26 protein-coding genes are annotated in these 25244 nt (G+C 64.4%); 14 read left to right on the top strand and 12 right to left on the bottom strand.

The window, feature by feature from the left end; all coding sequences use genetic code 11:
• Positions 1-66 precede the first annotated feature (66 nt).
• Entirely contained in the window at positions 67-996 is a 930-nt protein-coding gene (locus AC1DUR_RS08070; protein ID WP_477717606.1) for a LysR substrate-binding domain-containing protein, read from the bottom strand.
• 314 nt (positions 997-1310) lie between these two features.
• Here AC1DUR_RS08070 and AC1DUR_RS08065 point away from each other — a divergent pair, with 314 nt between their 5' ends.
• The 10 genes from AC1DUR_RS08065 to AC1DUR_RS08020 all read left to right on the top strand — a co-directional run bounded on the left by AC1DUR_RS08065 (position 1311) and on the right by AC1DUR_RS08020 (position 10259).
• On the top strand, positions 1311-1826 hold the full coding sequence (locus AC1DUR_RS08065) for a DUF1269 domain-containing protein (protein ID WP_477717607.1): 516 nt from the start codon (positions 1311-1313) through the stop codon (positions 1824-1826).
• A gap of 63 nt (positions 1827-1889) precedes the next feature.
• The gene (locus AC1DUR_RS08060; RefSeq protein WP_477717779.1) at positions 1890-2378 is read left to right on the top strand and encodes a hypothetical protein; all 489 of its coding nucleotides are present in this window, start codon (positions 1890-1892) and stop codon (positions 2376-2378) included.
• A 33-nt stretch (positions 2379-2411) separates the two neighbouring features.
• The gene (locus tag AC1DUR_RS08055; protein ID WP_477717608.1) at positions 2412-3581 is read left to right on the top strand and encodes a cytochrome c oxidase subunit II; all 1170 of its coding nucleotides are present in this window, start codon (positions 2412-2414) and stop codon (positions 3579-3581) included.
• Between the two features lie 26 nt (positions 3582-3607).
• The gene (gene ctaD / locus AC1DUR_RS08050; RefSeq protein ID WP_477717609.1) at positions 3608-5374 is read left to right on the top strand and encodes a cytochrome c oxidase subunit I; all 1767 of its coding nucleotides are present in this window, start codon (positions 3608-3610) and stop codon (positions 5372-5374) included.
• Entirely contained in the window at positions 5371-5985 is a 615-nt protein-coding gene (locus AC1DUR_RS08045; protein WP_477717610.1) for a cytochrome c oxidase subunit 3 family protein, read from the top strand. Before ctaD ends, AC1DUR_RS08045 begins: the two co-directional genes overlap by 4 nt.
• Positions 5986-6030: 45 nt before the next feature.
• Entirely contained in the window at positions 6031-6726 is a 696-nt protein-coding gene (locus AC1DUR_RS08040; RefSeq protein WP_477717780.1) for a heme-copper oxidase subunit III family protein, read from the top strand.
• Between the two features lie 23 nt (positions 6727-6749).
• Positions 6750-7091, top strand: coding sequence for a cytochrome C oxidase subunit IV family protein (locus tag AC1DUR_RS08035; RefSeq protein ID WP_477717611.1), 342 nt, complete (start codon positions 6750-6752; stop codon positions 7089-7091).
• 139 nt (positions 7092-7230) lie between these two features.
• Positions 7231-7953: a ribonuclease activity regulator RraA gene (locus AC1DUR_RS08030; protein WP_477717612.1), complete on the top strand. Its 723-nt coding sequence runs from the start codon at positions 7231-7233 to the stop codon at positions 7951-7953.
• 369 nt (positions 7954-8322) lie between these two features.
• Positions 8323-9609, top strand: a complete 1287-nt coding sequence (locus AC1DUR_RS08025) for an MEDS domain-containing protein (protein WP_477717613.1) — start codon at positions 8323-8325, stop codon at positions 9607-9609.
• Positions 9606-10259, top strand: coding sequence for a response regulator (locus AC1DUR_RS08020; protein WP_477717614.1), 654 nt, complete (start codon positions 9606-9608; stop codon positions 10257-10259). Before AC1DUR_RS08025 ends, AC1DUR_RS08020 begins: the two co-directional genes overlap by 4 nt.
• Before the next feature lie 161 nt (positions 10260-10420).
• On the opposite strand, the gene AC1DUR_RS08015 is transcribed toward AC1DUR_RS08020, so the two are convergent.
• From AC1DUR_RS08015 to AC1DUR_RS08005, 3 genes are all read right to left on the bottom strand, one after another.
• Entirely contained in the window at positions 10421-10648 is a 228-nt protein-coding gene (locus AC1DUR_RS08015) for a hypothetical protein (RefSeq protein WP_477717615.1), read from the bottom strand.
• 228 nt (positions 10649-10876) lie between these two features.
• The gene (locus AC1DUR_RS08010; RefSeq protein WP_477717616.1) at positions 10877-11416 is read right to left on the bottom strand and encodes a phasin family protein; all 540 of its coding nucleotides are present in this window, start codon (positions 11414-11416) and stop codon (positions 10877-10879) included.
• Positions 11417-11761: 345 nt separating this feature from the next.
• On the bottom strand, positions 11762-12916 hold the full coding sequence (locus AC1DUR_RS08005) for a patatin-like phospholipase family protein (RefSeq protein ID WP_477717617.1): 1155 nt from the start codon (positions 12914-12916) through the stop codon (positions 11762-11764).
• A 279-nt stretch (positions 12917-13195) separates the two neighbouring features.
• Between AC1DUR_RS08005 and AC1DUR_RS08000 the strand changes: the two genes are divergently transcribed.
• Both AC1DUR_RS08000 and queC read left to right on the top strand, forming a co-directional pair.
• The gene (locus AC1DUR_RS08000) at positions 13196-14374 is read left to right on the top strand and encodes a fumarylacetoacetate hydrolase family protein (RefSeq protein WP_477717618.1); all 1179 of its coding nucleotides are present in this window, start codon (positions 13196-13198) and stop codon (positions 14372-14374) included.
• Between the two features lie 18 nt (positions 14375-14392).
• Positions 14393-15091, top strand: coding sequence for a 7-cyano-7-deazaguanine synthase QueC (queC, locus tag AC1DUR_RS07995; protein ID WP_477717619.1), 699 nt, complete (start codon positions 14393-14395; stop codon positions 15089-15091).
• Positions 15092-15128: 37 nt separating this feature from the next.
• Here the strand turns inward: queC and AC1DUR_RS07990 are convergent, their stop codons facing one another.
• From AC1DUR_RS07990 to ilvA, 8 genes are all read right to left on the bottom strand, one after another.
• The gene (locus AC1DUR_RS07990) at positions 15129-16739 is read right to left on the bottom strand and encodes an MFS transporter (RefSeq protein WP_477717620.1); all 1611 of its coding nucleotides are present in this window, start codon (positions 16737-16739) and stop codon (positions 15129-15131) included.
• A 55-nt stretch (positions 16740-16794) separates the two neighbouring features.
• The gene (locus AC1DUR_RS07985) at positions 16795-18660 is read right to left on the bottom strand and encodes an ABC transporter ATP-binding protein/permease (RefSeq protein WP_477717621.1); all 1866 of its coding nucleotides are present in this window, start codon (positions 18658-18660) and stop codon (positions 16795-16797) included.
• Entirely contained in the window at positions 18657-19643 is a 987-nt protein-coding gene (locus AC1DUR_RS07980; protein WP_477717622.1) for a 5'-nucleotidase, read from the bottom strand. The genes AC1DUR_RS07985 and AC1DUR_RS07980 overlap by 4 nt, the downstream gene beginning before the upstream one ends.
• A gap of 174 nt (positions 19644-19817) precedes the next feature.
• Positions 19818-20366 carry a histidine phosphatase family protein gene (locus tag AC1DUR_RS07975; RefSeq protein ID WP_477717623.1) on the bottom strand — a complete coding sequence of 183 codons (549 nt, stop codon included), beginning with the start codon at positions 20364-20366 and terminating at the stop codon, positions 19818-19820.
• A 256-nt stretch (positions 20367-20622) separates the two neighbouring features.
• Positions 20623-21471, bottom strand: coding sequence for an adenosylcobinamide-GDP ribazoletransferase (locus tag AC1DUR_RS07970; protein ID WP_477717624.1), 849 nt, complete (start codon positions 21469-21471; stop codon positions 20623-20625).
• A gap of 62 nt (positions 21472-21533) precedes the next feature.
• On the bottom strand, positions 21534-22619 hold the full coding sequence (gene cobT / locus AC1DUR_RS07965; RefSeq protein ID WP_477717625.1) for a nicotinate-nucleotide--dimethylbenzimidazole phosphoribosyltransferase: 1086 nt from the start codon (positions 22617-22619) through the stop codon (positions 21534-21536).
• Complete coding sequence (locus AC1DUR_RS07960; RefSeq protein ID WP_477721522.1) at positions 22616-22783, bottom strand: cysteine-rich CWC family protein; 168 nt, start codon at positions 22781-22783, stop codon at positions 22616-22618. Before AC1DUR_RS07960 ends, cobT begins: the two co-directional genes overlap by 4 nt.
• 108 nt (positions 22784-22891) lie before the next feature.
• Positions 22892-24514, bottom strand: coding sequence for a threonine ammonia-lyase, biosynthetic (gene ilvA, locus AC1DUR_RS07955; protein ID WP_477717627.1), 1623 nt, complete (start codon positions 24512-24514; stop codon positions 22892-22894).
• On the opposite strand from ilvA, the gene AC1DUR_RS07950 reads away from it, so the two are divergent.
• Both AC1DUR_RS07950 and AC1DUR_RS07945 read left to right on the top strand, forming a co-directional pair.
• Entirely contained in the window at positions 24513-24755 is a 243-nt protein-coding gene (locus tag AC1DUR_RS07950; protein ID WP_477717628.1) for a hypothetical protein, read from the top strand. The two genes, ilvA and AC1DUR_RS07950, sit on opposite strands and share 2 nt — an antisense overlap.
• Positions 24756-24767: 12 nt before the next feature.
• A complete protein-coding gene (locus AC1DUR_RS07945) occupies positions 24768-25226 on the top strand; it encodes an OsmC family protein (RefSeq protein ID WP_477717629.1) in 459 nt (152 codons plus the stop codon).
• Positions 25227-25244 lie beyond the last annotated feature (18 nt).

Raw genomic sequence — 25244 nt, 5'->3', positions numbered from 1 at the left:
GCGTCCCGGATCCAGAGTTGAGCCAGCTGAGCCGCTACGGCTACAGCTATGGTTAGCGAGCGGAGTCTAAGGCTTGCTTGCCACCGAGCGTTTCGTAAATGACAGCGCCACAAAGTCGACGAACGCCCGGACACGCGCGGTCAACTGGTGGCGCTGCGGATAAACCGCGTGGATGTCGGCATCGGGCGTGTAGTAATTAGGCAGCACCTGCACGAGGCTGCCGGATTTCAGGTGGCGCTCGATGTCCCATTCGGCACGCATCAGGATGCCGTGGCCGTTGAGCGCCCAGTTGACGGCGATCTCGCCGTCGTTGGTGGTCAGGTTGCCGCGGGTCTTGACGGCCTCGGTGGTCACGTTTCGGCCACGGCCGCTTGCCAGGCGCCACACGCCATAAGCCTCTTCACCCTGCCGGATGCCGATGCAGTTGTGCCGGGTCAGATCGTTCGGGACCTTGGGTGTGCCGTGCTTGGCCAGATAGGCGGGGGACGCGCACAGCAGCCGCCGGTTCGGCGCGATGTGTCTGGCGATCACGCGGGCGTCCGGCGGCGCGCCGAATCGGATGCAGACATCAAACGAGTCGTCCGTCAGGGGCGGCGGGTTGACCGACAGCTGCAACTGCACCTCGACCTGCGGGTACTTGCGGACAAACCTGGAGATGATCGGTGCCACGTGCGTGCGCCCGAAGCCGAGCGTCGCATTGACCCTGAGCAGGCCCTTCGGGGTGGACCTCGACACGCCGAGCAGTTCCGCCATGTCATTGATTTCCCCAAGAATGCGGCGTGCATGCTCCAGGTACAGCTCGCCTTCCGGTGTCAGGCTCATGCGCCGCGTCGTCCGGTTCACCAGCGGCACACCCACCCGCGACTCCATCAGCGCCAGATGCTTGCTCACGGCGGGCGTGGTGATGCCAAGTTCCCGTGCGGCGGCGCTCAGGCTGCCGGCACTCGCGAGGGCAGAGAAAAAGCCCAGGTCGGCAGGTTGAATTTCAGGTGTCATATGCGCTCAATTGTTAAATTCAGGTAAACAGTGATTTCACTATAGCGGTGGGCATGAGGGCTGTCGAATTCAACGGCGGGACAGGCAAATAACGCTTGAGTCAACAGGTCTCACCGGGAAGCCAATAGGGACGCCAATCCATTGCCACCGCGTCACGCTGACCAGTTGCGGTTTGCCCGCCCGCGGGGCCGTTCTTGGAAGGGGAGACGACGCAACTTGCACTCAGCTTGCACTCACCTGTTCGCGGGTGTATAAATTGATTGCGTTTTGATCTGTATCCCACAGTCACACAGAGTGATGAAAAGGGGGGGCTTATGAGCAGACGAGTTTATTGGTTACTACCTGATGTGGCCAGCGCCAGGCAAACGGTGAATGACTTGCTGGTGGCGCGTGTGCCGGTGCAGCATATCCATTGCTTTGGACGGGAGGGCACCAATCTCTCGGGTCTTCATCCCGCCAATGTCTTTCAGACGACGGACGTGATTTACGCGGCCGAATTGGGCCTGCTGATCGGTGGCGTGATCGGTATCGCGGCGGGTATCCTGGTGGCCATGTACTATCCCCTCGGATTTGCTTCGTTGCAATGGGGTGTTGTGGCCATACTGGGTGTGCTCGGTGCCCTGTTCGGGGCCTGGTCGTCGAGTCTGATTGGCATTTCCGTGCCGAGCCACCGGCTCAAGCGTTTTGAGGCCGCCATCGAGCGTGGTGAAATCCTGCTGATGGTGGACGTGTCGAGTTTGCAGGTCAAGGAAATCGAAAACCTGCTGCAGGCTTCGCACCCTGAAGCGCGTCTGGAAGGTGAGGACCCGGATACCCCGGTGTTCCCCTGAAGAGCCGGGATGCGCGCGGGTCACCTGACACGTGCGCAGTCCCTCAAACTGGCGGAGGTGGCCATGGACCTTCATCTGCATTCCTACCAGAGGCAACACCAGCCGGACTGGCCTGCAGCGGCGGTCGCCGGACTGGCGGCCGGGGCGGTGCTGATGGTGCTGGAGCTGTTCTGGTCGACCCTGGTTTCTGGCGAGAGCCCGTGGGTCGTGTCATACATGATCTCTGCGATCGTGACGGGGCCTGAGACCCTGCAATCGACAGATTTCAGCGTCATGGTGGTGGCCGTGGCCCTCGCGGCTCACTATGTGCTGGGTGTCCTGTTTGGCCTGGTACTCGTTGCCATCATCGTGCCGTTCCGACTCGATTCGACGGTAGGCATGGTGTTGCTGGCGGGCGCGGTGTTCGGCGTGGTGCTGTATCTGCTGAATTTTTACGGCATGACCCGCTTCTTTCCCTGGTTCGCCGAATTGCGTGGCGCACCAACCGCGATAACCCACCTGATTTTTGGGGTGACGGCTGCATTTTTGTACTGGAAGTTCAATCGGCATTGAAGGGGTGGCCGGCGCCGAACCGAGAGGATGCGAATGGTTTTTGCTTATGTCCTCATTGTCATCGTCATCGGATCGGTGTTGTTCCACTTTGTCAGTCCCTGGTCGGCGACGCCGCTGGCCTCGAACTGGCAGTCGATGGACGATACGCTGACCATCACGCTGGTCGTCACAGGCCTTTTTTTCGTTGTCATCAATTTTTTTGTTGCCTACACGCTGTTTCGTTATCGGCATCGCGAAGGCAGCCGCGCATCCTATGAACCCGAGAACAGCAGGCTGGAGCGCTGGCTGATCGGGATCACCACGGTCGGCATCGCGTTGCTGCTGGCGCCCGGGCTTTTTGTCTATGCCCAATACATCAATGCGCCGCGCGAGGCCATCGTGCTGGAGATACTGGGCCAGCAATGGCAGTGGTATTACCGCTTTCCCGGCGCAGACGGCAAGCTGGGCCCGACCGATGCGCGCTTCGTCAGCGCTGCCAACCCGTTCGGCCTCGACGCGCGCGATCCGGTCGGGCAGGACGACTTCCTCGTCGCCGGCACCGAGGTCCACCTGCCGCTGAACAAACCGGTCAAGGTGCTGCTGCGCTCACACGACGTGCTGCACGACTTCTTCGTTCCGCCGTTTCGTGCGCGCATGAACATCGTGCCGGGCCAGATGAGCACATTCTGGTTCACACCCACTGTGCTCGGCCGTTACGAGGCCATGTGCGCCCAGCTGTGCGGCATCGGTCATCCCAATATGCGCGGCCAGGTGGTGGTGGAAGACGAGGCCGCGTTCCAGGCCTGGCTGAAGACGCAGCCCACCTTTGCGGTGACCATGGCGAGCGCCGGCCGCCCGGCCACTGCAACACCGGCCACCGGTGCCGACAGCCTGGTCGCCCAGGGCCAGGCGCTGGCCCAATCCAGGGGCTGTGCGGCGTGCCATACGGTGGACGGCAGCGCCCGGGTCGGGCCGACCTGGAAGGGACTGTACGGCACGACCCGGACACTCGCCGACGGCACCACCGTACGGGCCGACGAGGACTATCTGAGGCGCTCCATCCTCGAGCCCCAGGCGCAGGTGGTGAAGGGCTTTCCGCCCATCATGCCGCCGGCGAACCTGGGCAGCGACGAGGTGGCTGCGCTGCTGGCCTACATCCAGTCCCTGGGCGGTGCGGCTTCGGCCGCACCCGCACCCGCACCTGGGCAGAAGGCGCAGCGGTGAAGCTGCGCCATTGAACGAGGAACACCATGGCCTACGCTGAAGACACTTCGCATCACCCGCAGAGCTTCTTGACCCGGTATGTCTGGAGCCAGGACCACAAGGTGATTGCCGTGCAGTACGCCTGCGTCGCCATCGCCGTGGGGCTGCTGGGGGTGGTGCTGTCCAACCTGATGCGGCTGCAGCTGGGTTTCCCGGGGCAGTTCGAGTTCATCAACGCCGAGCGTTACTACCAGTTTGTCACCATGCACGGGATGATCATGGTGATCTACCTGCTCACCGCGCTGTTCCTCGGCGGCTTCGGCAACTACCTGATCCCGTTGATGATCGGCGCGCGCGACATGGTGTTCCCCTACCTGAACATGCTGAGCTTCTGGGTTTACCTGCTGTCGGTGCTCGTGCTGATCGCGAGCTTCTTTGTGCCCGGCGGGCCCACCGGCGCGGGCTGGACCCTGTACCCGCCGCAGGCCATCCTGCCCGGCACGCCAGGACATGACTGGGGCATCATCCTCATGCTGGTGTCGTTGGTGATCTTCATCGTCGCTACGACGATGGGCGGGCTGAACTACGTGACCACGGTGCTGCAGGCGCGCTGCGAGGGCATGACGCTGCTGCGCATGCCGCTGGCGGTCTGGGGCATTTTCGTGGCGACGATTCTCGCGCTGCTGGCCTTCCCCGCGCTGTTCGTCAGCGGCGTGATGATGCTGCTCGACAAGACGCTGGGCACCAGCTTCTTCATGCCGGCGCTGGTGTCGATGGGCCAGGTGACCGGCTACAAGGGCGGCAGCCCGCTGCTGTTCCAGCACCTGTTCTGGTTCTTTGGCCACCCCGAGGTCTACATCGTGGCGCTGCCGGCCTTCGGCATCGTGTCCGACCTGATCAGCGTGCACGCGCGCAAGGCCATCTTCGGCTACCGCATGATGGTCTGGGCCATCGTCATCATCGGGGCCTTGAGCTTTGTCGTGTGGGCGCACCACATGTTCGTGAGCGGCATGAACCCGTGGTTCGGCTTCTTCTTTGCCACCAGCACGCTGATCATCGCGGTGCCCACCGCCATCAAGGTCTACAACTGGGTGCTGACGCTGTGGCGCGGCGACATTCACCTGACCGTGCCCATGCTGTTCACGCTGGCCTTCATCCTGACCTTTCTGGCCGGCGGACTGACGGGGCTGTTCCTGGGCAATGTGAGCGTGGACATCCCGCTGTCGGGCACCTACTTCGTGGTGGCGCACTTCCACATGGTGATGGGCGTGGCGCCGCTGCTGGTGGTGTTCGGCGGCATCTACCACTGGTTCCCGAAAGTCACGGGCCGCATGCTGGACGACCGGATCGGCAAGCTGCATTTCTGGATCACCTTCCTCGGCACGTACGCCATCTACTTCCCCATGCACTACCTGGGCGTGCTGGGCATGCCGCGGCGCTACTACAACTTTGACGGCTACCAGTTCATCCCGGCCTCGGCGCACGCGCTGAACACCTTCATCACCGTGGCCGCGCTGATCGTCGGTGCGGCGCAGCTGCTGTTCATCTTCAACCTCGCCTGGAGCACCTTCCGCGGCCGGCGAGCCGAGCCCAACCCCTGGCGCGCCGCCTCGCTGGAGTGGCAGACGCCGCAGACACCGCCGGTGCACGGCAACTGGGGGCCGCAGCTGCCGGTGGTCTACCGCTGGGCCTATGCCTACAGTGTGCCGGGCGCGCCGCAGGACTTCATTGCACAAAACGCACCCCCCGAGGCGGGTGGCCAGGAGCCGCAGCCGCATCCCGCCCCGGGCAGGGCCAAGGGAGCGATCGCATGAACACGGCTGTTGCCTATCCCCCCGGCGGCTGGCCGCCGGACCGCCGCGCGGCCAGCACCGGTACCGGCCTGTGGGCCTTCATGGGTGTCGCCACCGCCTTGTTCTCGCTGTTCACCCTGGCTTATGCGATGCGCATGGACAGCGGTGACTGGTCGCCGATTGCCATGCCCTGGCAACTGTGGCTCAGTACCGGGCTGCTGGTCACCGGCAGCGCGTGCCTGCAGCGGGCCGCCAGCGCCGCGCGGCGTGACCACCCGGCCGCGGCGCGCACGTTGCTCGGGGCCGGCGGGGCCTGCGCGCTGGCTTTTCTGGGCGTGCAGCTCTGGGCCTGGCAGGTGCTGCAAGCCGCGCAGGTGATGCCGGCCGGCAACCCGGCGGCCAGCTTCTTCTATCTGCTGACGGCCATGCACGGGCTCCACGTGATCGGGGGGCTGGCCGGCTGGGCGGTGACGGTGCGCGGCGCGGGCCGCGCGGCCGGCCCGGCGTTCGCCTGGCGCGTTGCGCTGTGCGCGCGCTACTGGCACTTCCTGCTGGCAGTGTGGGTGGTGCTGTTTGCGACGCTCGGCTGGCTGACGCCGGAAGTCGTGCGCTGGATCTGCGGCACGGGCTGACGGCCGGCATGAACTCCTGGAGGCTCCATGGACACCACGATATCGATGGCTTCACCCCCAAGCACCGCCGCCGCCGCCAGTGCCGGTGCGGTGGCCGGCTGGCGCGGGCTGGTATCCGACTGGTCGTCCGACCGCGAGGCCTTCCACGTCTCGTGGGGCAAGGCGATGATGTGGATCTTCCTGCTCAGCGACACCTTCATCTTCAGCTGCTTCCTCACGGGCTACATGACGGTGCGCGTGTCGACCACCGTGCCCTGGCCCAACGCGAGCCAGGTATTCGCATTGCATGTGGGCGGCGCCGAGGTGCCCCTGCTGCTGATTGCCATCATGACCTTTGTGCTCATCAGCAGCAGCGGCACCATGGCCATGGCAGTGAACTGCGCCTACCGGCGTGACCGCATCAACGCGGCCGTGCTGATGATTGTGACTGCCACGCTGGGTGAGACCTTCGTCGCCATGCAGGCGTTCGAGTGGTCCAAGCTGATACTGGAGGAGGGCATACGGCCCTGGGGCAACCCGATGGGCGCAGCCCAGTTCGGCTCGGCCTTCTTCATGATCACCGGTTTTCACGGCCTGCATGTGACGGCCGGCGTCATCTATCTGCTGGTGGTGGCCACGCGCCTGCTGCGCGGCCGCTACGAACAGACGGGCAACTACCAGATCGTCGAGATCGCCGGGCTGTACTGGCACTTCGTCGACCTGGTCTGGGTGTTCATCTTTGCGTTGTTCTATCTCTGGTGACCGCCCCTGCTGAAAGGTTGACCATGTCCTCCTCCCAATCGCCCTCCTCATCGCCATCTTCCTCCGGCCAGCAACATCCGATCGGCCTGTACCTCAAGGTCTGGGGCCTGCTTTTCGTGCTCAGCACGCTGTCCTACCTGGTGGATTACTTCCACTTCCAGGGCTACTTGCGCTGGGGCCTGATCCTGGTCTTCATGCTGCTCAAGGCCGGGCTCATCGTGGCGGTGTTCATGCACATGGCCTGGGAGCGGCTGGCGCTGGTCTATGCCATCCTGGTTCCGCCGCTGGCCGTGCTGGTGCTGGTCGGCCTGATGGCTGCCGAAGCTGACCACACTTTCATCACCCGGTTGCTGTTTTTCCGCTAGGGCAGGGTGGCAGGGGACTGCCTGGAAGTAATGGCAGGGGAGTGACGGCAGAAGCGTGATGGCATGAGCGTGACCCTGTGCGACGTGCGCGCCGGAAATCCGGTGCATCATTGCTATATCTACCTCCATGGAGCTTCCAATGCCACAGACCCCGGTCATCCCGCTGAACCCAGAAGTCATCGAAACGCTCAAGCGCATCACCACTGCCACCCTGACCACGGTGCTGCTCAAAAAGGGCCTGCGCAATGTCTGGATGCGCGGCACGCGCCCCCTGCGCCCCGATCAGCCGCGCCAGGTGGGGCGCGCCTTCACGCTGCGGTTTGTACCTGCCCGCGAGGACCTGGCCACGCCGGCCTCATGGGGCGCCCCGATTTCGACGCGCGCGGCCATCGAAGCCATGCCCGAGGGCGTTGTCGCGGTGGTGGGAGCCCTGGGGGTGACCGATGCCGGCATCTTCGGCGACATTCTCTGCACCCGCATGCAAAAGCGCGGTGTCGCCGCGCTGGTCACCGATGGCGTCGTGCGCGACCTGTCGGGCGTGCTGGACACCGGCTTGCCCGTCTGGTGCCAGGGCACGGCCGCGCCGGCGTCGGTTACGGGACTCACCTTTGTCAACTGGCAGGAGCCCGTGGGCTGCGGCGGTGTTGCGGTGTTCCCCAACGATGTGGTCGTTGTCGATACCGACGGCGCGGTGCTGATTCCTGCTGCGCTGATCGACGAGGTTGTGGAGGCCGCTGTAGAGCATGAGCGTCTTGAGGAGTGGATCATGCAGCAGGTGAGCCAGGGCTCGCCGCTGCCCGGCCTGTACCCGCCCAACGAAGAAAACCGGACGCGCTATGAGGCCTGGCGGCGCGGGGCCTGAGCATCCGCTGGCGATGGCCGTGTGGTGCTACTGGATTTCCTGACGCGGCGTCCGTGCGTTGCGCGAAGTGCCTGCCCGCCCGGGCAGGCCGAAGCGCATCGTCGGAGCCCGCGTCCGACCGGGGGCGCTGGCTGCGTTGGGCAACCATGGGCGTTGCGTGGAAGACCTGTGGTTTGCAACTATTTTTGTGATGGCATTAAGATGGATGCGCTTTTTTTGTAACGTACCATCGCAAGATCCGAGCGTACGTTTTTTCACACCTTGCAGATGCGGCCATGGCGGCTATGGTCCGGTACCTGGCCAGATCCCGGCGGTTGCATCAAAAAAAATCACAGGCCGCAATAAAAGCGGGCCATTGATGAGGGAGCCATGTCTTTTCATGAAGTCCAGTTTTACGAACACGAGGCGTTTCTGGTCGCCAGGGTGGCTGGCCACGTCAGCGCTGCCTTGGACGCAGGTGACGCGGCCATCGTGATCGCCACGCCCGTGCATCGCGCGGCATTTGCCGGGCAGCTTCAGCGCGACGGCGTCGATACGCGCGAGCGGTTTATTTCGCTCGACGCCCGGCAAACGCTTGAGCAATTCATGGTCAATGACTGGCCCGACGAAAGGCGCTTCTCGGCTCTTCTGGGCGACATCATCTCTCAGGCCACGCGGGGTGGCGCGCTGCGGCTGCACGCTTTCGGGGAGATGGTGGCCCTGTTGTGCGCCGATGGCAAGCCGCAGGCGGCGCTGCGGCTGGAAGAGCTTTGGAACCAGCTTGCCACGCAGCATGCGTTCTCCCTGCTATGCGCCTATCCGGTCGATGCTTTTGGGGCGGAAGCGCCGTCGCAGGTGTTCGACGCGATATGTTCGGCGCATTCGCATGTCAGCCCGTGCGAGGAGTACCAGGCGCTGCTTGCCGACCCGGACCGTTTTCACCGCACGATGGCGCGCCTGCAGCACAAGGCGCAGTCGCTCGAACACGAGATCATGCGGCGCGAGGAGGCTGAGCGTGCCATCAGTCGCCTGGCCGCCCACCAGGAGCATATTCGGGAAGAGGAGCGCAAGCGGATCGCCCGGGAGATCCACGACGAGCTGGGCGGCCTGCTGACGGGTATCAAGGCCTATGTGTCGGTTGCACAGGAGCGCTGCGTGCGGCGAGGCCTGCCATCAGACCCGCAATTGGCCGACGCCGCCGATCTGGCCGATACCGCGCTGGCCAGCGTGCGCCGGATCATCACGGATTTGCGGCCCAGCGTGCTGGACCAGCTGGGCGTCTGGGCAGCGATCGAGTGGTATGCGAGCCAGATTGAAAAGCAGGCGGGGCTGACCTGCCGGGTGGACATCGATGAAACCGAGGTTCTCGCCCAGCTCGATGCCAAATCCAGCAATGCGGTGTTTCGCATTGTCCAGGAAGCATTGACCAATGTCGTGCGTCATGCCGGGGCCTCGCGGGTCGACATCCAGGTGCGGCAGGCGGATGGCGCGGTGACTGTGGCAGTGATGGACAACGGCAATGGCCTGGTTCGCATGGGGCAGCGCGAATCCTGGGGTATCGCCGGCATGCATGAGCGGGCACGCCACTGTGGCGCGGAACTGAAGATGATCCCGGTGCCTGGGCAGGGCACGACGGTTGCCCTGCGCCTGCCATGGCCGCCGGGGAACCGGCAATGACGGGTCCCAGGATCCGGGTCCTGCTGGTGGATGACCATGCTGTTGTGCGCAATGGGGTGCGCTTGATGCTGGGCACCGCGCCCGACATCGACGTCACGGGAGAGGCGCCGACGGCTAGGGATGCCTTGAACCTGGTGCGCAAACAGGCGTTTGACGTGGCGCTGGTGGACATCGCATTGCCGGGGCGCAACGGGCTGGAGTTGCTGAAGATGTTGCGCGCCGAGTGTCCCGGGCTCGCCGTACTGATGCTGAGCATGTATGCCGAGGATCTCTACGCCATGCGGGCACTCAAACACGGCGCGGCCGGCTACCTGACCAAGGACAGCCCCACCGCCAGCCTGATCGCCGCGGTGCGCAAGGCACACGCCGGTGGCAAGTACCTCAGCGCTGAACTGGTCGATCAGCTGGCCGCCAATGTCGGTAGCACACGCGGCGGCCGCAGGAAAAGGGGCCATGAGTCGCTGACCGACCGGGAACTTGAAGTCCTCAGGCAGATTGTCGATGGCAAGAGTCTGGCCCGCATCGCTGCCGGCCTGCACCTGAGCGCCAGTACCATTACCACCTACCGTTCCCGTATCTGCGCAAAACTCGATGTGCACAGCAATGCCGAGCTGACGCGCTACGCGATCGACAATAGCCTGGTTCAATAAGAGCCGTCAACAAAACCCTCACGGCGTCGTTGTGCCGCCTTGCCGTGCTATAGCTATAGCACTGTCTGCGGCGGCACGCCTGGCCAGGACCGCTTCGCTGGGTTTTGTTCGCGGCTCCAAGGCTCACGGCGTCGCGTCACATCGCGATCGCCGGATGCGAGCTAGTGAGATGGAGCGTAGCCCGAACGCCTGCGCTGCGGCCGGTCCAGTGCGCGCAGCACTGCAATGCCGAGGCCCGTGATTTGCAAATTGCTCCCGCCATCGGATATTCGCGGCAGACCCACCAGATTTTTTTCGATCAACGAGCCGACATCCGGGTCGCCCAGGGCGAGCTGTTCTGGCGCCCGGCTGATCAGAAATAATTTTGCCAATTCATGATGGGACAACATTCGCTTCCTCCTGAGGCAGCCTGCGCTCCGGGTAAGCTGGAACGCGGCTTCGTGGTTGAATTAACGACATGCAAGAACCTGGCCACTGAAACGCGAAAAATTTGTTATTGACGGCAACTCATGGTGTGACAGAACATTGGATGGGGATGGCCAGGTGACAGCGACACGCTGTCCCGGCAAATTTGTCTCGCTCCAGCACCTCCGGCGATGTCTTAGTGGGCGGCTTCTTCAGGCCGACTTTTGATGCCCATTCACGCCGTTCCCCCGGGTCGTACCCGCGCGGGGAGTTTTCCAGGTGCCTGTGGCGAACTTCGTCGCCTCTTCCGTGGCGCGCGCGCCCAAGTCGTAAACCGATGAGGCCGCGTCCACCAGCGGTTGCAGCGCCGCCAGCATCGGCGCCTGTCCAGCTGTGCTGATGCCAAGAATTTTCCGGGAGTTTTCCCGAATCTGTTCCGCCTGGGCCTGCATGCGCTTGGTAACCTCGGTCTGGCTCTCGCTGGCCATCTGGTAGAGGCCGCTCCAGTAGCCGATCATCGTCCGGGACTGGATGTTCACGAGCTTTGCCGATACGGCGACGAGTTCTTCAAAGTCCTTTGCCTCGTTGACCATGGTGGTGGCCTGTGCATGGGATGCCAGGGCCTCGGTGATAGCGGCAAGCTGATGGCTGCGCAAACGTTCCGCGCCCTCCAGTGACCACCTGATCGTATCGCCTGTCGCCTTCAGGCTGGCACGGTGGAAATCGAAAAGCTGGTTGTTGGACTGCGTCATGAATGTCTCTTTTTTTGAATAAGGAGTTGAATAAACAGGGCGCTCTGGATGACCGGTTTTCATCGCTGCCTTCTCCGAATCACTGGCTTCGCTGGCCCCGTGTCCGATCACCTGCTGCGCTGAATGTGGTGCTCAAAACGTCTGAAGAGTGTGCGGCGGCGGTTGCCCTGGCGCTATCGTCAATTCCGTTCATCGCATGTCATGAATTCTGGGAAAAAAGTTGTAGTGATTCCACGACATAACAAGCTCTGCCGATAGCCTTGCACGTGGGCCTTGTGCGAGCCGCCCGGGGCTGCGGCGGCTCGCCGGCGCTGGTGGGGGCAGGCCGGCTCAGTTGAACCACTCTCAGCTGAACCACTTCTTCACATCGACCGTTGACCGCCGCCCAACGTCCTCGTAATGCGTCGAGAGCCAGGTGCCGGCCCTCTCGCGCCCCTGTTCCCGCAGCAGTTCGAGAAAGGGGCCGTGTGCCAGCAGCTTGGTTTCGGTGCGTTGCAGGCTCACCAGCTCAGCGGAGTCGACCATGTGAAAGCGCATCTTCTGCAGTCGCCGCTCCAGCCGCCCCGTGGTCAGGAAGGGCAGGCTTGAAAACTCCGTCGCATGGGCGAACATGCGCATCTCGCGCATGAAGGTGGCGTTGAAGGCCAGCTCCACAATGCGCGCCTCGATCTCCTCCACGCTGCGCGGCGTGCCATTGCGCTCGAGCGGACTCAGCAGGACCAGCAGCACATCGCGTGAATCGCAGTCGTAGAACAGCGGAAACACCGCCGGGTTGGCCGAGTAGCCGCCGTCCCAATACGGCTGGCCGTCGATTTCCACCGAGTGATGGATCTTGGGCAGGCAGGCGGAGGCCAACAGCACCTCAGCCGTGAGTTCGTTTTCCCGAAACACGCGCAGCTTGCCGGTGTTCACCTGCGTGGTGCCGATGAACAGCTTGAACGGACTGCCCGCGCGCAGGCGCTCGAAGTCGACCTGCCGGTTGAGCAGGTCGCGCAAGGGATTCAGGTCCAGCGGGTTGAGCTGCGAAGGCGAGAAATACCCGGCCCAGTTCGCCAGCATCTTGCTGGCCGGCGACAGGCTGATGGCGTCGCCCTGCCCCTGGGTCATCATGCTCCAGGGCATCTGCTTTCCGACCTCGCCCCAGAAGTCGGCCAGGCCCTGGCGCGCGCCCTCGCGCTGGCCCTTCATCCAGCCGTCTGCAAACACCACGGCATTCATGGCGCCGGCACTGCTGCCGCTCAGGCCCTCGAACTGGACGCGCGGGTCTTCAAGCAGCGCATCCAATACCCCCCAGGTGAAGGCCCCATGGGCGCCGCCGCCCTGAAGCGCCAGGTTGAGCCGCTCCGCTGGAGAGCGCCGACCCAGCCAGCTTTTTGACACCGTGCCGGGGCTGGATGCGGGGGCCGGCGCGAGGCGGGGGCCCAGCAGGCGCTTGAGCCGCGCCAGGCTTGACTGCTTTGGGGCTTTGGCGCGTCGCGGTGTTGCTCCACTGTCGATCAAATGAACTCCTTCACGGCGGGCGAAATGCCCTGCAGGTGTCGGTTCAGTATAGGGTTTTCCCGTATAAGCGGACGCGAACTCACTTAACCTTGCAAAAAAGAGGTTGAATGGCCGGCAGCACGGCCTGGTGATGAGCCGGCGCCTTGCAGCGCTGTAGCATTAGCATTGAGGTTGCAACTCATGAAATTGCACATCCTCCCCTTGTCAAAATACGGTTATCCGTACCACCCGTAAATTACCCGTAACCCCGTTAATACGCGTTCCATTCGCCACACCACCATGAAAAATTTATTGAGCCCGTCCGCGACCCTGCCTGTTGACGCCCCCGATGCATTGCTGATCGGCCGGGTCTGGGTCGAGGGCTCCGGCCCTGTGCTGGCGCTGGTCAATCCCGGCGGCGTGTTTGACCTCTCCAGCCTGGCGCCGACTGCGAGCCAGCTGCTGGAGTTGCCGGACCTGGCCAGGGCCGTGCGTGCGGCCGCGCCGTCGCTGCCGCGCCTGGCGGGCACGGCCGAGGTGCTGGCCAATTCGCATGCGGACGCGCACGACCCGAAATTGCCCTGGCTGATCGCACCGTGCGACTTGCAGGCCATCAAGGCGGCGGGAGTCACGTTTGTGGCTTCCATGCTGGAGCGGGTGATTGAAGAGCAGGCCGGCGGCGACGCCAGCAAGGCCGAGTCCGTGCGCAGCGCGGTGGTCAGCGTCATGGGCGAGAACCTCAGCAGCATCAAGCCCGGTTCGCCGGAAGCGGCCCAGCTCAAGGAAGTGCTGATTGTCCAGGGCGTCTGGTCGCAATACCTGGAGGTCGGCATTGGGCCCGACGCGGAAATCTTCACCAAGAGCCAGCCCATGAGCGCGGTGGGCACGGGCGCTGAAGTAGGTCTGCACCCGCGCAGCCACTGGAACAACCCGGAGCCTGAAATCGTGCTGGCGGTGAATTCGCGCGGCGAGGTGCAGGGCGCTTCGCTGGGCAATGACGTCAACCTGCGTGACTTTGAAGGGCGCAGCGCGCTGCTGCTGGGCAAGGCCAAGGACAACAACGCTTCGTGCGCCATCGGCCCCTTCATTCGCCTGCTGGACGACCACTTCACCATGGACGATGTGCGCCGCAGTGAGCTGGCCATGACGGTGACCGGGCCGGAGGGTTTCGAAATGAAAGGCGGCAGTTCGCTGAGCCTGATCAGCCGTGACCCGCTGGACCTGGTGGCCCAGGCGATTGGCGCCAACCACCAGTATCCTGATGGCTTCATGTTGTTTCTGGGGACCATGTTCGCACCCACGCAGGACCGGCACGGCCCTGGCCAGGGCTTCACCCATGTGGTGGGCGACCTGGTGACGGTGGCGACGCCGCAGCTGGGCAGCCTGGTGAACCGCGTCACCACGTCGGACAAGGCCGCGCCCTGGACTTTTGGCGTCACGGCGTTGATGCAGAGCCTGGCGCGCCGCGGCCTGCTGTAGAAAGGGGTGAAGCCGGCCATGCATACCTCCGCACTTGTGCTGTTTTCCGGTGGCCAGGATTCCACCACCTGCCTGGCCCAGGCGCTCTCCAAATACGAGCGCGTGGAGACCGTCGCCTTTGACTACGGCCAGCGCCACAAGGTGGAGCTGGATGCACGCCTGAATGTGCTGCGCGAAATCAAAAGCCGGTTTCCGCACTGGGCGCCCAAGCTGGGCGAAGACCATCTGCTCGACCTGGCCGTGCTGGGGCAGGTGAGCGATACCTCGCTGACGCGCGACGTGGCCTTCAAGATGGAAAACTCGGGCCTGCCCAACACCTTTGTGCCGGGGCGCAACCTGCTGTTTCTCACGCTGGCGGCCGCGCTGGCCTATCGGCGCGATTTGCAGGTGCTGGTGACCGGCGTCTGCGAAACCGACTTTTCAGGCTACCCCGACTGCCGCGACGACACCATCAAGGCCATGCAGCTGGCGCTCTCGCTGGGCATGGACAAACGCTTTCTGATCGAGACACCGCTGATGTGGATCGACAAGGCCGACACCTGGCGTCTGGCCCATGCGCTGGGCGGCCAGGCGCTGGTCGAGCTGATCATCGAGCACACCCACACCTGCTACCTGGGCGACCGCACGCACCGGCAGGCCTGGGGCTACGGCTGCGGGCAATGCCCGGCCTGCGAGCTGCGGGCGCGCGGCTATGCCGGTTATGTGGGGACGCCCTGAGCTTCACGGCTCAGCGTACTGCAGCAATACCAGACCCTCAGCTGCCTTCCACGAGGCAGCGGTTGACCAGCGGCGGCTCTTCTCCGACGTGAAAGGCGAGCTTGCGCTCGCGCAGCGCTACGTCGCTGGCGGTCACGCGGTCAAAGCGCCGCAGGTGTTCGGTCCATGACTCGTCGATGATCTGCTCGATGTAGCGCCCCGGGTTACCGATGTCGCGCAGCAGCGCCCAGTCGAGCGCTCCCTGGCGCAGGCGGCTGCGGCGGCTCTCCTGCATCAGGGCACGAAAATCGTCGGCACGGGCCGGATCGATCTGGTATTCAATGGTGACCACCACATGGCCTGCACCGGGCGGCACGTTGGCCACCGGCACTTTGAAGTCGCGTGAAGGCGTCAGGTCTTCCTCGATGCTGAGGTCCGTGACCCAGCGCTGGGCCAGCAGCATGGTGACCGTGCCGCTCAGCGCGGCCACCAGCAGGCCCGTCGGCACGCTGGTCACCGTGGCCACCTGGCCCCACAGCGCAGCGCCCAGGGCGCTGGCGCCCATGATGGCCATCTGGTACATCGACATGCCGCGTGCCCGCACCCAGTCCGGCAGCGACAGCTGGGCCGACACGCTGAGCGAATTGGCGCAGGAGATCCAGGCCATGCCATTGAGCAGCATGGCCGGCACGGCGACATAGACATTCGGCGCCAGCGCCATCACGGCGGTGGAGGCCGACTGCAGCACGGTGGAGCGCAGCACCAGCGTGTCGCGCGGCATCATCTGGCGCAGGCGCGGCAGGTACATGGCGGCGATGATGGCGCCCGCCCCCATGGAGGCCAGCAGCAGCGTGAAGGTGCCGGCACCGCCGCCGTGCAGGTTGCGCGCCACCAGAGGCAGCAGGGCCAGCAGGGCAGTGGAATGCAGGAAAAACAGCGAGACGCGCACCAGCACGGCCCGCAGGCGGTGCGACTGCCGCACAAATTGCAGCCCCACGCGCATGGCGCTGACCAGGCGTTCGCGCCCCAGCGGGCTGGGTACATGGTCGCGCCGCCAGCGCATGATGATGAAGCCGGAGATGACCGACAGCACGGCATTGAGAACAAACACCCAGGCGGTGCCGGCACTGGCAATCAGCGCGCCTGCCACCAGGGGGCCGACGATGCGCGAGGCATTCATGGACACACCGTTCAAGGCCAGCGCGGCCGGCAACTGCGGGCGCGGCACCAGCTCGGGCACGATGGCGGCGAACACCGGCCAGCGCATGGCCAGCCCGATGCCGTTGGCAAAGGTCAGGGCCAGCAGCAGCGGCGGCGTCATCACACCCGAGACCACGGCGATACACAGCAGCGTGGCCACGCCGGCAATCCAGAACTGCGTCATGATGAAGTAGCGCCGCCGGTCCAGGATGTCGGCCAGCGCACCGCTGGGCAGGCCGAGCAGGAAGACCGGCAGGGTCGAGGCCGATTGCACCAGCGCGACCCAGAGCGGCGTGGTGGTCATGGACGTCATCATCCAGGCGGCGGCCACGTCGTTCATCCACATACAGATGTTGGCCACCAGCCAGGTGCTCCACAGCATGCGGAACACCGGGTAGGTGATGGGCGTCCATGGCGAAAGCGATTCAGTGGCGGACGGCGGCGTTGCCTTGAGTGGTTCTTCGGGCATTCAGTGACTTTTCCGTATTTCTTTCGTGTGTCTTCAGTAGGGCTTCAGAGGGTCTTCAGAGGGTCTGCTGCGGCCGGCTTTCGTGCAGCCGGTAGAGCACGGGTCCACCCGGCGGCAATTTTTCCAGTTCCCAGAGCCTGCTGTGAAAGGCCGCCGCCGTGGGGCGGTGGGCAATCGAGACGATGCCGCCATGCATGGCCTTCACATGCGCCAGCAGTTTTTCATACAGCGTTTTCTCGGCCGCTTCGTCCAGCGCGCTGGTCGCTTCATCGGCAAAAATCCAGGCGGGCTTTTTCAGCAGCACGCGGGCAATCGCCAGGCGCTGCTGCTCGCCGCCCGACAGCTTCTGGGTCCAGGCATCCTTGTCGTCCAGCCGGCTGGCCAGCTGGGGCAACAGCGCGTCAGACAGCGCCTGCTGCAGGGCTTCGTCACTGTAGCGCGCGGCCGGTTGCGGGTAGGCCAGCGCATCGCGCAGCGCGCCGTCGGGGAAATAGGGACGCTGCGGAATGAACATCGCGTCCCGCGGCAACTGTGTCTGGCCTCGCGAGAACGGCCAGATGCCCGCCAGCGCCCGGAACAGCGTGGACTTGCCACTGCCCGACGGGCCCTTCACCAGCACGCTTTCGCCGGGTGCCGCCTGCACGGACACGCCGCTCAGCAGCGTGGCGCCCGAGGGCAGGGCCAGCGTCAGGTCGCGGGCCGCGAGCGTGTCAGCGCCGGCCAGCGGGGAGGCTTCGTTTGCTATCAAATTGGCAGCCAGTTGCGCGCGTCCTTGCTCGGTCATCGCCGCGATGTGGTCTTCAAAGCTGGTCAGGCGGTCGGTCGTGGCGCGCCACGCGGCCAGGCTGCTGTAGTTGTCGACCAGCCAGCTCAGCGAGTCCTGCACCCGCCCGAAGGCCGACGCGATTTGCATCAGCTCGCCGAGCTGGATGGCGCCGCTGAAAAACCGCGGTGCCGCCACGATGAAAGGAAACACCACGGCGGCCTGGCCAAAGAAGTTGGTGAACCACACCAGGTTCTTCTGCTTTTTGATCAGCAGCAGGTAATTGGCCAGCACGGCGGCAAAGCGCGTGTCCAGGTGCACGCGCTCCACGGTTTCGCCCTTGTCCAGCGCAATCGCTTCGCTGTATTCGCGCACCCGCACCATGTGGTGGCGAAAATCGGCTTCATAACGCTGTTGCAGGAAGTTGAGCCTGATCTGCGGACGGCCGATGTAGTGCGTGAGCACGCTACCCAGGGCGCAGTAAAGCACGGCCATCCAGACCATGAAGCCCGGAATGCTGTAACTCGTGCCGCCCAGCGTGAATGCGAAAGCACCCGAGAGAGACCAGAGGATGCCGACAAAGCTGAGCAGCGTGACCACCGCATTGAGCAGGCCCATGCTCAGTGAAATGCTGTAGGAGGTGAAGAGGTTGATGTCTTCCTGGATACGCTGGTCCGGGTTGTCCGGGGTGTCCTTCGTGTTCAGCGCGTCTTTGGCTGCGCCGGTGAAGCGGCCCAGCTCCAGCTTGTAAAACGCGTGGTCGGCGAGCCAGCGTTTCAGGTAGTGTGTCGTCATCCAGGCGCGCCAGCGCACCTCCAGCAACTGGGTGAGGTAGAAGCGGTACACCGCAATCAGGATGAAGGCGAAGGCCAGGTAGGTAAAGCGCCCCAGCTGCGTCCAGAACACTGCCGCGTCCTTGTTTTGCAAGGCGTCGTAAAACACCCGGTTCCATTCATTGAGCAGCACCAGCATGTAGACCGCGCCCAGGTTCAGGACGACGATGGCCAGCAGCAGGCCGCGCGCTTTCCATTTGTCTTCCGACTGGAAGTAAGGCGCCGACAGGGCCCAGACGCGTGCGCCGAACAGCCGGAAGGCGCTGAATTTGGCGAGGAAGCCGGCGGGGCCGGGAGTGCTGGCAGTGCTGGCAGGAACATTCATTCTGGCAAACCTTTTGGTGACAACTGGTTGGATACGCCGCTGGCCACGTGGCCCGAGGGCACATGCTGGGCCGCCGAGTGCACATGGCCGGTCTGGTCGTCAAAGAAAAAATCGGGTTCGAACTCGCGCAGGAACTCGCCCTTGGCCAGCCCGCCGAGGAACATCGCTTCATCGACTTCGATGTTCCAGTCCATCAGAGTGCGGATGGCGCGCTCGTGCGCCGGGGCGCTGCGCGCGGTGACCAGCGCGGTGCGTATGCGCATGCGCGAGGTGCCCGCCTGTTGCAGGCGGTGCAGCGCCTCCAGCAGCGGTTTGAACGGCCCGGCCAGCAGCGGCTGCGTGGCCTTGTCGCGCTCGTGCTGCTGGAAGGCCGTGAGGCCCTGCGACTGGAAGACGCGCTCGGCCTCGTCGGAGAACAGCACTGCATCGCCGTCAAAAGCAATGCGCACTTCGTGCGGATGCGCGTCGCTGGCACGCACCGAGTGCGGGTACACCTGTGCGGCGGGCACGCCGGCAACCAGCGCGTCGCGCACGTCGCTGAGGTGGGCCGACAAAAAGAGGTTGGCATGCAGGGGCTTCAGGTAGCGCCACGGCGCTTCGCCGCGGTTGAAGGTGCCGCGCTCGATCTTCAGGCCATAATGCTGCGCCGAGCGGAACACGCGCATGCCCGAGACCGGGTCGTTGCGCGACAGGATCACCACCTCCACCCGCTGGCTCGGCGCGGCCGGGCTGGCCGCTTCGCCCTGGCTTTCAGGGGCGTCATTGAATGCCAGCAGTTTCTTGACCAGCGAGAACGCCACGCCGGGCTTGGCCGGCACGTCGAGCCGCTCCAGCTGCAGCTTCATGTAGGCCGCATCTTTTTTGGCCCCCGGCGGCGCTTCCTGCATCAGGCCCGTTTCAAAAATACGGTTCTCTTCCTCGAAATCAAACAGCGCGCGCGACGAGATCGCCACCACGAGCTGACCGTCCAGATTTGCTGCCATGTTGTGATGCCTTGGTGTTGTTAGGTCGGTTTTGGGTATGGCTTCATTTGGCGCTGATCACCCGTGTGCGACGCGATACCAGCAGACGCCGCGGAACTGGCTCTGCCAGGCCGCAGGTGTCGCCCCCTGCAAGGGGGGAGGCGGCTACACGCAGTGAGCAAGCAACGGGGGTGTTCATACCAGTTCCAGTGTGCACCATTGTCCATAAGCCAGTGCACCCATCGGCCATTGGTCGGCACGCGCGACCTGGCGCAGGCCGCGCGCCAGCAGGTGTACCGCCCGCATGACGCCCGCGTGCGTGATCCACAGCGTGCCTGCCGGACCCTGCAATTCGTCGAAGGCAGAGGCGACGCGCGCCATCACCTGGCTGACGCTTTCTCCGTCGCCACCGACGGCGTAGTTCGCAAAGTCGTCGGTCCATGCCTGCAGCTCGGCCGGGGCAATGTCCTGCCAGGCGCGGCCTTCCCACTGGCCGAAATCCATTTCCTGCAGGCGCGGGTCTGATTCATAAGTCAAGTCGGGCCGCAGTCCTTGCAGAGTCCTAGACAGCTGCTCGCACCTTGCTAGCGGCGAGCTGGCGACGCGGCAGCCCTCAGGCAGCAAGCGGGTCAGCGACTGCGCACAGTGCGCCGTCGCGCCCGCATCGGCCGCCACCGGGTGCCGGCCGTAGCAAATGCCGGGCCCAATCAAGGGCTGCGCATGACGGACCAGCCAGAGCTTCATCGAGGAGAGGTCCTCCGGCGCATTTCTGAAGCGACAAGCGTGGGGGGCCTATCAAGGCAAGGTGGGGTCTTAACCCAGCAGGGGCCGCGGAACCGGCTTAGCCGGGCCGCAGGCGCAGCGGCCCCCTCGGGGGGCAGCGCAGTACGCGAAGCGACAGGCGTGGGGGCCAGGGTTTCGCCGCCGGGCCGCCCCAAGGCGAAATGCGCCCCCTCGGGGGGCAGCGCAGTACGCGAAGCGACAAGCGTGGGGGCCATATTCACAAACTAACGGCCAGACCCAGGTAGAAGGCGATTTCGCAGACCTGCTGCGTGGCGCCGAGGCAGTCGCCGGTGAAGCCCTGCAGGCGCCGTTTGAAGAGCGCCCCCATCCACAACAGCGCCAGCATGGCAAAGCTGCAGGCTGTTATCAAACTGATGGCATCCAGCGCCAGGCCTGCAAGGGCCAGCACGACAAATGACCAGATGAATGCGACCAGCAGGCTGCCCTGGGAAATCTGGTCGGCCAGCGGCTTGGACTTGGAGCTTGCAGTGTTGCCGACGTGCGGCAGCAGCCAGATCAGCAACAGCGGCAGGCCGCGCGAGACCACGTGGCCCGTCAGCAGCGCGGCGCAGATGTACCAATTGCTGAAAGGGGCGTCGTCCCCGCCCTCGGGAAGGCTGCCCTCGACCGAGCCCAGCATCGCCAGCAGGGCGACCTTGCCCAGCAGCGCCAGCATCAGCGCCATGGCGCCAAACGCACCCACGCGCGAGTCTTTCATGATCTCCAGCGCGCGGTCGCGGTCCTGGCTGCCGCCCAGGCCATCGGCCACATCGGCCAGCCCGTCTTCATGAAAACCGCCCGTCAACAGCACGGTGGCGGCGGTGGACAGGACGGTGGCCACCAGCGGTGTGAAGGGGGTGTCGGGCAGCAGGGCCTGCAATAACCAATACACCAGTGCCGCCAGTGTGCCAACCAGGATGCCGATGCCCGGAAAGTGGCCAGCGCTGGCGCGCAGCAGTTCGGGGCTGTAGCCTACCCAGTCGGCCAGCCGCCCCACGACGGGTATGCGGGTGAAGAACTGGACGGCGAGCAGGTACTCACGCACAAATTGGCTGATCAGGTTCATGGGGATGTCATGGCGGCGTTATGTTGGTGTCATGGCGACATCGTGGCGACATCCGGGCGCATTCAGGGGCTCTCCTTGCCGCTCACGCCGGCCGAGTCAAAGCTGGCCATCTCGTCCAGGAACAGCGCCGCCGACTGCACCAGCGGCCAGGCCAGCAGGGCGCCTGTGCCTTCTCCCAGCCGCAGGTCGAGTTCAAGCAGCGGCGTGGCCTTCAGGTGGGCCAGCAGCAGGCCGTGGCCACGCTCGGCTGAGCGGTGGCAGAACACCAGGTAGTCGCGCACCTGCGGCGCCAGGGCGTGGGCCACCAGCGCCGCGGCGCCGGCGATGAAACCGTCGACCAGCACGACGCGGCGTTCGCTGGCGGCCTGCAGCATCGCGCCGCACATCATGGCAATTTCAAAACCACCGAGCGCGGCGAGCGCGTCAAGCGGCCGCGTGGCGTCGGCGTGGCGTTCCAGGGCGCGCATCAGCACACCCTGCTTGTGCAGCAGCTGCGGGTCGGTCAGGCCCGTGCCGCGCCCTGTTGCGTCCTCCAGGCTGGCGCCGGCCAGCCGCGCAAACAGCAGGGCCGCCGCCGAGGTGTTGGCAATCCCCATTTCGCCCAGCGCCACCACGTTGCCCGGCAGGGCCCGCACGACGGCCATGCCCGCCTGAAGCGCCGCATGGGCTTCGGCCGGCGACATGGCGGGCTCGCTGCAGAGGTTGCGCGTACCGTGCGCGATCTTGCGCTGCAGCAGTTGCGGGTGTGCGGGCAGTTCAGCCGCGACGCCGGCGTCGACCACGTGCAGTGCAAAGCCATGCTGGCGGGCAAACACATTGACGGCTGCGCCGCCGGCCAGCATGTTGCCCACCATCTGCACGGTGACGGCCTGCGGATAGGCTGAAACGCCTTCTGCGGCAATGCCGTGGTCGGCCGCAAACACCACCATTTGCGGCTCGTGCAGCGTGACGGTCTCGCGGCGCTGGATCAGGCCCAGCTGCAGCGCCAGGCCTTCCAGCGCCCCCAGCGCGCCCAAGGGCTTGGTCTTGTGGTCGATCTTGTGCTGCAGCCGGTCTGCCAGCGCGGCATCGGCGATGGGCGCGATCGCCGGGATGTGCAGGGCCGGATGAGAAGAGGAGACAGGGGGGAAAGAGGTGGTGGCAGTCATCGGACACGGTTCTCGGTGATCAGCTGGAGGCAGGCCGGGCAGTAGCACGAGGCGGCGCTGGCGCTGTCAGCGCTTGCCTCTTTGCCCGCCGGGGAAGTTGAAGCAGGCACGGGCATCACGTGCGGCAGCTTGACGCACCAGCATTGCGCGTCGCCGGCCACCATGCCGCAGCGAAAGCCAGCGCCGCAGCGTGGGCACGTTGAGGTGGGGGACAAGCCGGTCCCGGGTGTTTCTGGTGATGGCGTGCTTTGTGATGTCATGCGTTGGTCCGCTCAGCTCTGTAGAAACAGCCGGTAGACGGGGTTGTCGGTTTCTTCCACGTGGGGGTAGCCCAGGGTGTCCAGGAAGGCCTTGAAGGCCTTGTTGTCGCTCTTGGGCACCTGCAGGCCCACCAGGATGCGGCCATAGTCGGCGCCCTGGTTGCGGTAGTGAAAGAGGCTGATGTTCCAGCCCGGCTGCATGCTGGACAAAAATTTCATCAGCGCGCCGGGCCGCTCGGGAAAGATGAAGCGCAGCAAGCGTTCGTCTTTGGACAGCGCGCTGTGCCCGCCCACCATGTGGCGGATATGCTCCTTGGCGAGCTCGTCATGCGTGAGGTCGAGCGCCTTGAAGCCGTGGCGGGAGAAGTTGGCTGCGATCTTGCTGCTCTCGCCCTTGGCCGAGGTGGTCAGCCCCACAAAGACATGGGCTTTCTCGTCGTCGCTGATGCGGTAGTTGAATTCGGTCACGCTGCGCGGGCCGCCGGGCAACTCGCCGATCAGCTCGCAAAAGTGCCGGAAGCTGCCGCGCTCTTCGGGAATCGTCACGGCAAACAGCGCCTCGCGCTCCTCGCCCACTTCGGCCCGCTCGGCCACAAAGCGCAGGCGGTCGAAGTTCATGTTGGCGCCGCACAAAATGGCGGCGTAGGTTTCGCCCTTGGTCTTGTGCGTGGCCACGTACTGCTTGATGGCGGCCACGGCCAGCGCGCCCGCAGGCTCCACGATGCTGCGCGTGTCCACAAACACGTCCTTGATGGCGGCGCACACCGCGTCGGTGTCCACGCTGATGAATTCGTCGACCAGCTCGCGGCTGATGCGAAAGGTTTCCTCGCCCACCAGCTTGACGGCCGTGCCGTCTGAAAACAGGCCCACGTCGTGCAGGGTCACGCGCTTTTTCGCGCTCACTGACTGCATCATCGCGTCGGAGTCGTTCATCTGCACGCCGATGACCTTGATCTCGGGTCGCACCGCCTTGATGTAGTTCGCAACGCCGGAAATCAGGCCGCCGCCGCCTATGGCCACAAACACCGCATCGAGCCGGCTGGAGCCCAGGCTTTGCAGCTGCATCAGGATTTCCATCGCAATCGTGCCCTGGCCGGCAATCACGTCCGGATCGTCAAATGGGTGCACAAAGGTCAGGCCGCGTTTTTTTTCCAGCAACACGGCATGGGCATAGGCATCCGAGTAGCTGTCGCCGTGCAGCACCACTTCTGCACCCCAGCCTTTGACCGCATCGATCTTGACCTGTGGCGTGGTCGTCGGCATCACTACGACGGCGCGGGTGCCGAGTTTTTGCGCGCTCAGGGCGACGCCTTGGGCATGGTTGCCGGCCGAGGCGCAAATCACGCCCTTTTTGAGCTGGGCGCTGCTGAGGTGCGCCATCTTGTTGTAGGCGCCGCGCAGCTTGAAGCTGAAGACGGGCTGCTGGTCTTCGCGCTTGAGCAGCACGGTATTGTTCAGCCGCCGGCCCAGGTTTTTCGCTGGCTCCAGGGCCGTTTCCAGCGCGACGTCATAGACCCGCGCGGTAAGGATTTTTTTCAGGTAATCGGCGGGCTTGAGGCCTTGCGCAGACACTTTGCGTGCGGTTTTGGCCGCTTGAGGGGAGGGGGGGGCAGCAGGGGGAGTGTGGGTTGGCATGTTTTTCTCGCAGTCCAACATCATAGTGGGCAAGAAAAAAGACCCAGACCTTGCGGTCTGGGCCTATAAATCCACCCTTAGAGGAGTGGAGGAGACAACCAGTGCAAAAATACAAAACCGCTATGGTTTGTTTTTGTATTGCTGCGATGATTTCAGTATAGCCGGAGCAATGCTGCGCTGCACAATATATGTGGCAAAAATTCGACATTTCCAGCGTTTTGGTTATAAATCTTTTGCATAAGGAATGATGTTTATGGAATGCACAGTGAGCTGGACAGGCCCCAGCGCAACGACCGGGTCACGTTCGGGCATGACGTTTCTGGCCGAAACCGGCAGCGGCCATACCCTGGTGATGGATGGAGCGCCCGATGCGGACAAGCCGGAAAACGGCGGTGCCAACCTGGCACCCCGGCCCATGGAGACCGTGCTGGCCGGCACCGGCGGTTGCACGGCCTATGACGTGGTATTGATACTCAAGCGCGGCCGCCACGATGTGCGGGGCTGCTCGGTCAAGCTCAGTTCCGAACGGGCGCCGACGGACCCCAAGGTGTTCACCAAAATCCACATGCATTTTGTCGTGACCGGGCGCGGCCTTGTCGCCAGCGCGGTCGAGCGCGCCATCGCCATGAGTCACGACAAATACTGCTCGGCCACCATCATGCTGGGAAAGACGGCCGACATCACCACCAGTTTTGAGTTGCAGGAGGTGTGAGCCGACGGGGCGCTCCCA

The sequence above is a fragment of the Polaromonas sp. P4_F4 genome, assembly GCF_056401355.1.
Note: the sequence above shows the minus strand (reverse complement) of the source record. Positions and strands in the feature narration are given on the sequence as shown.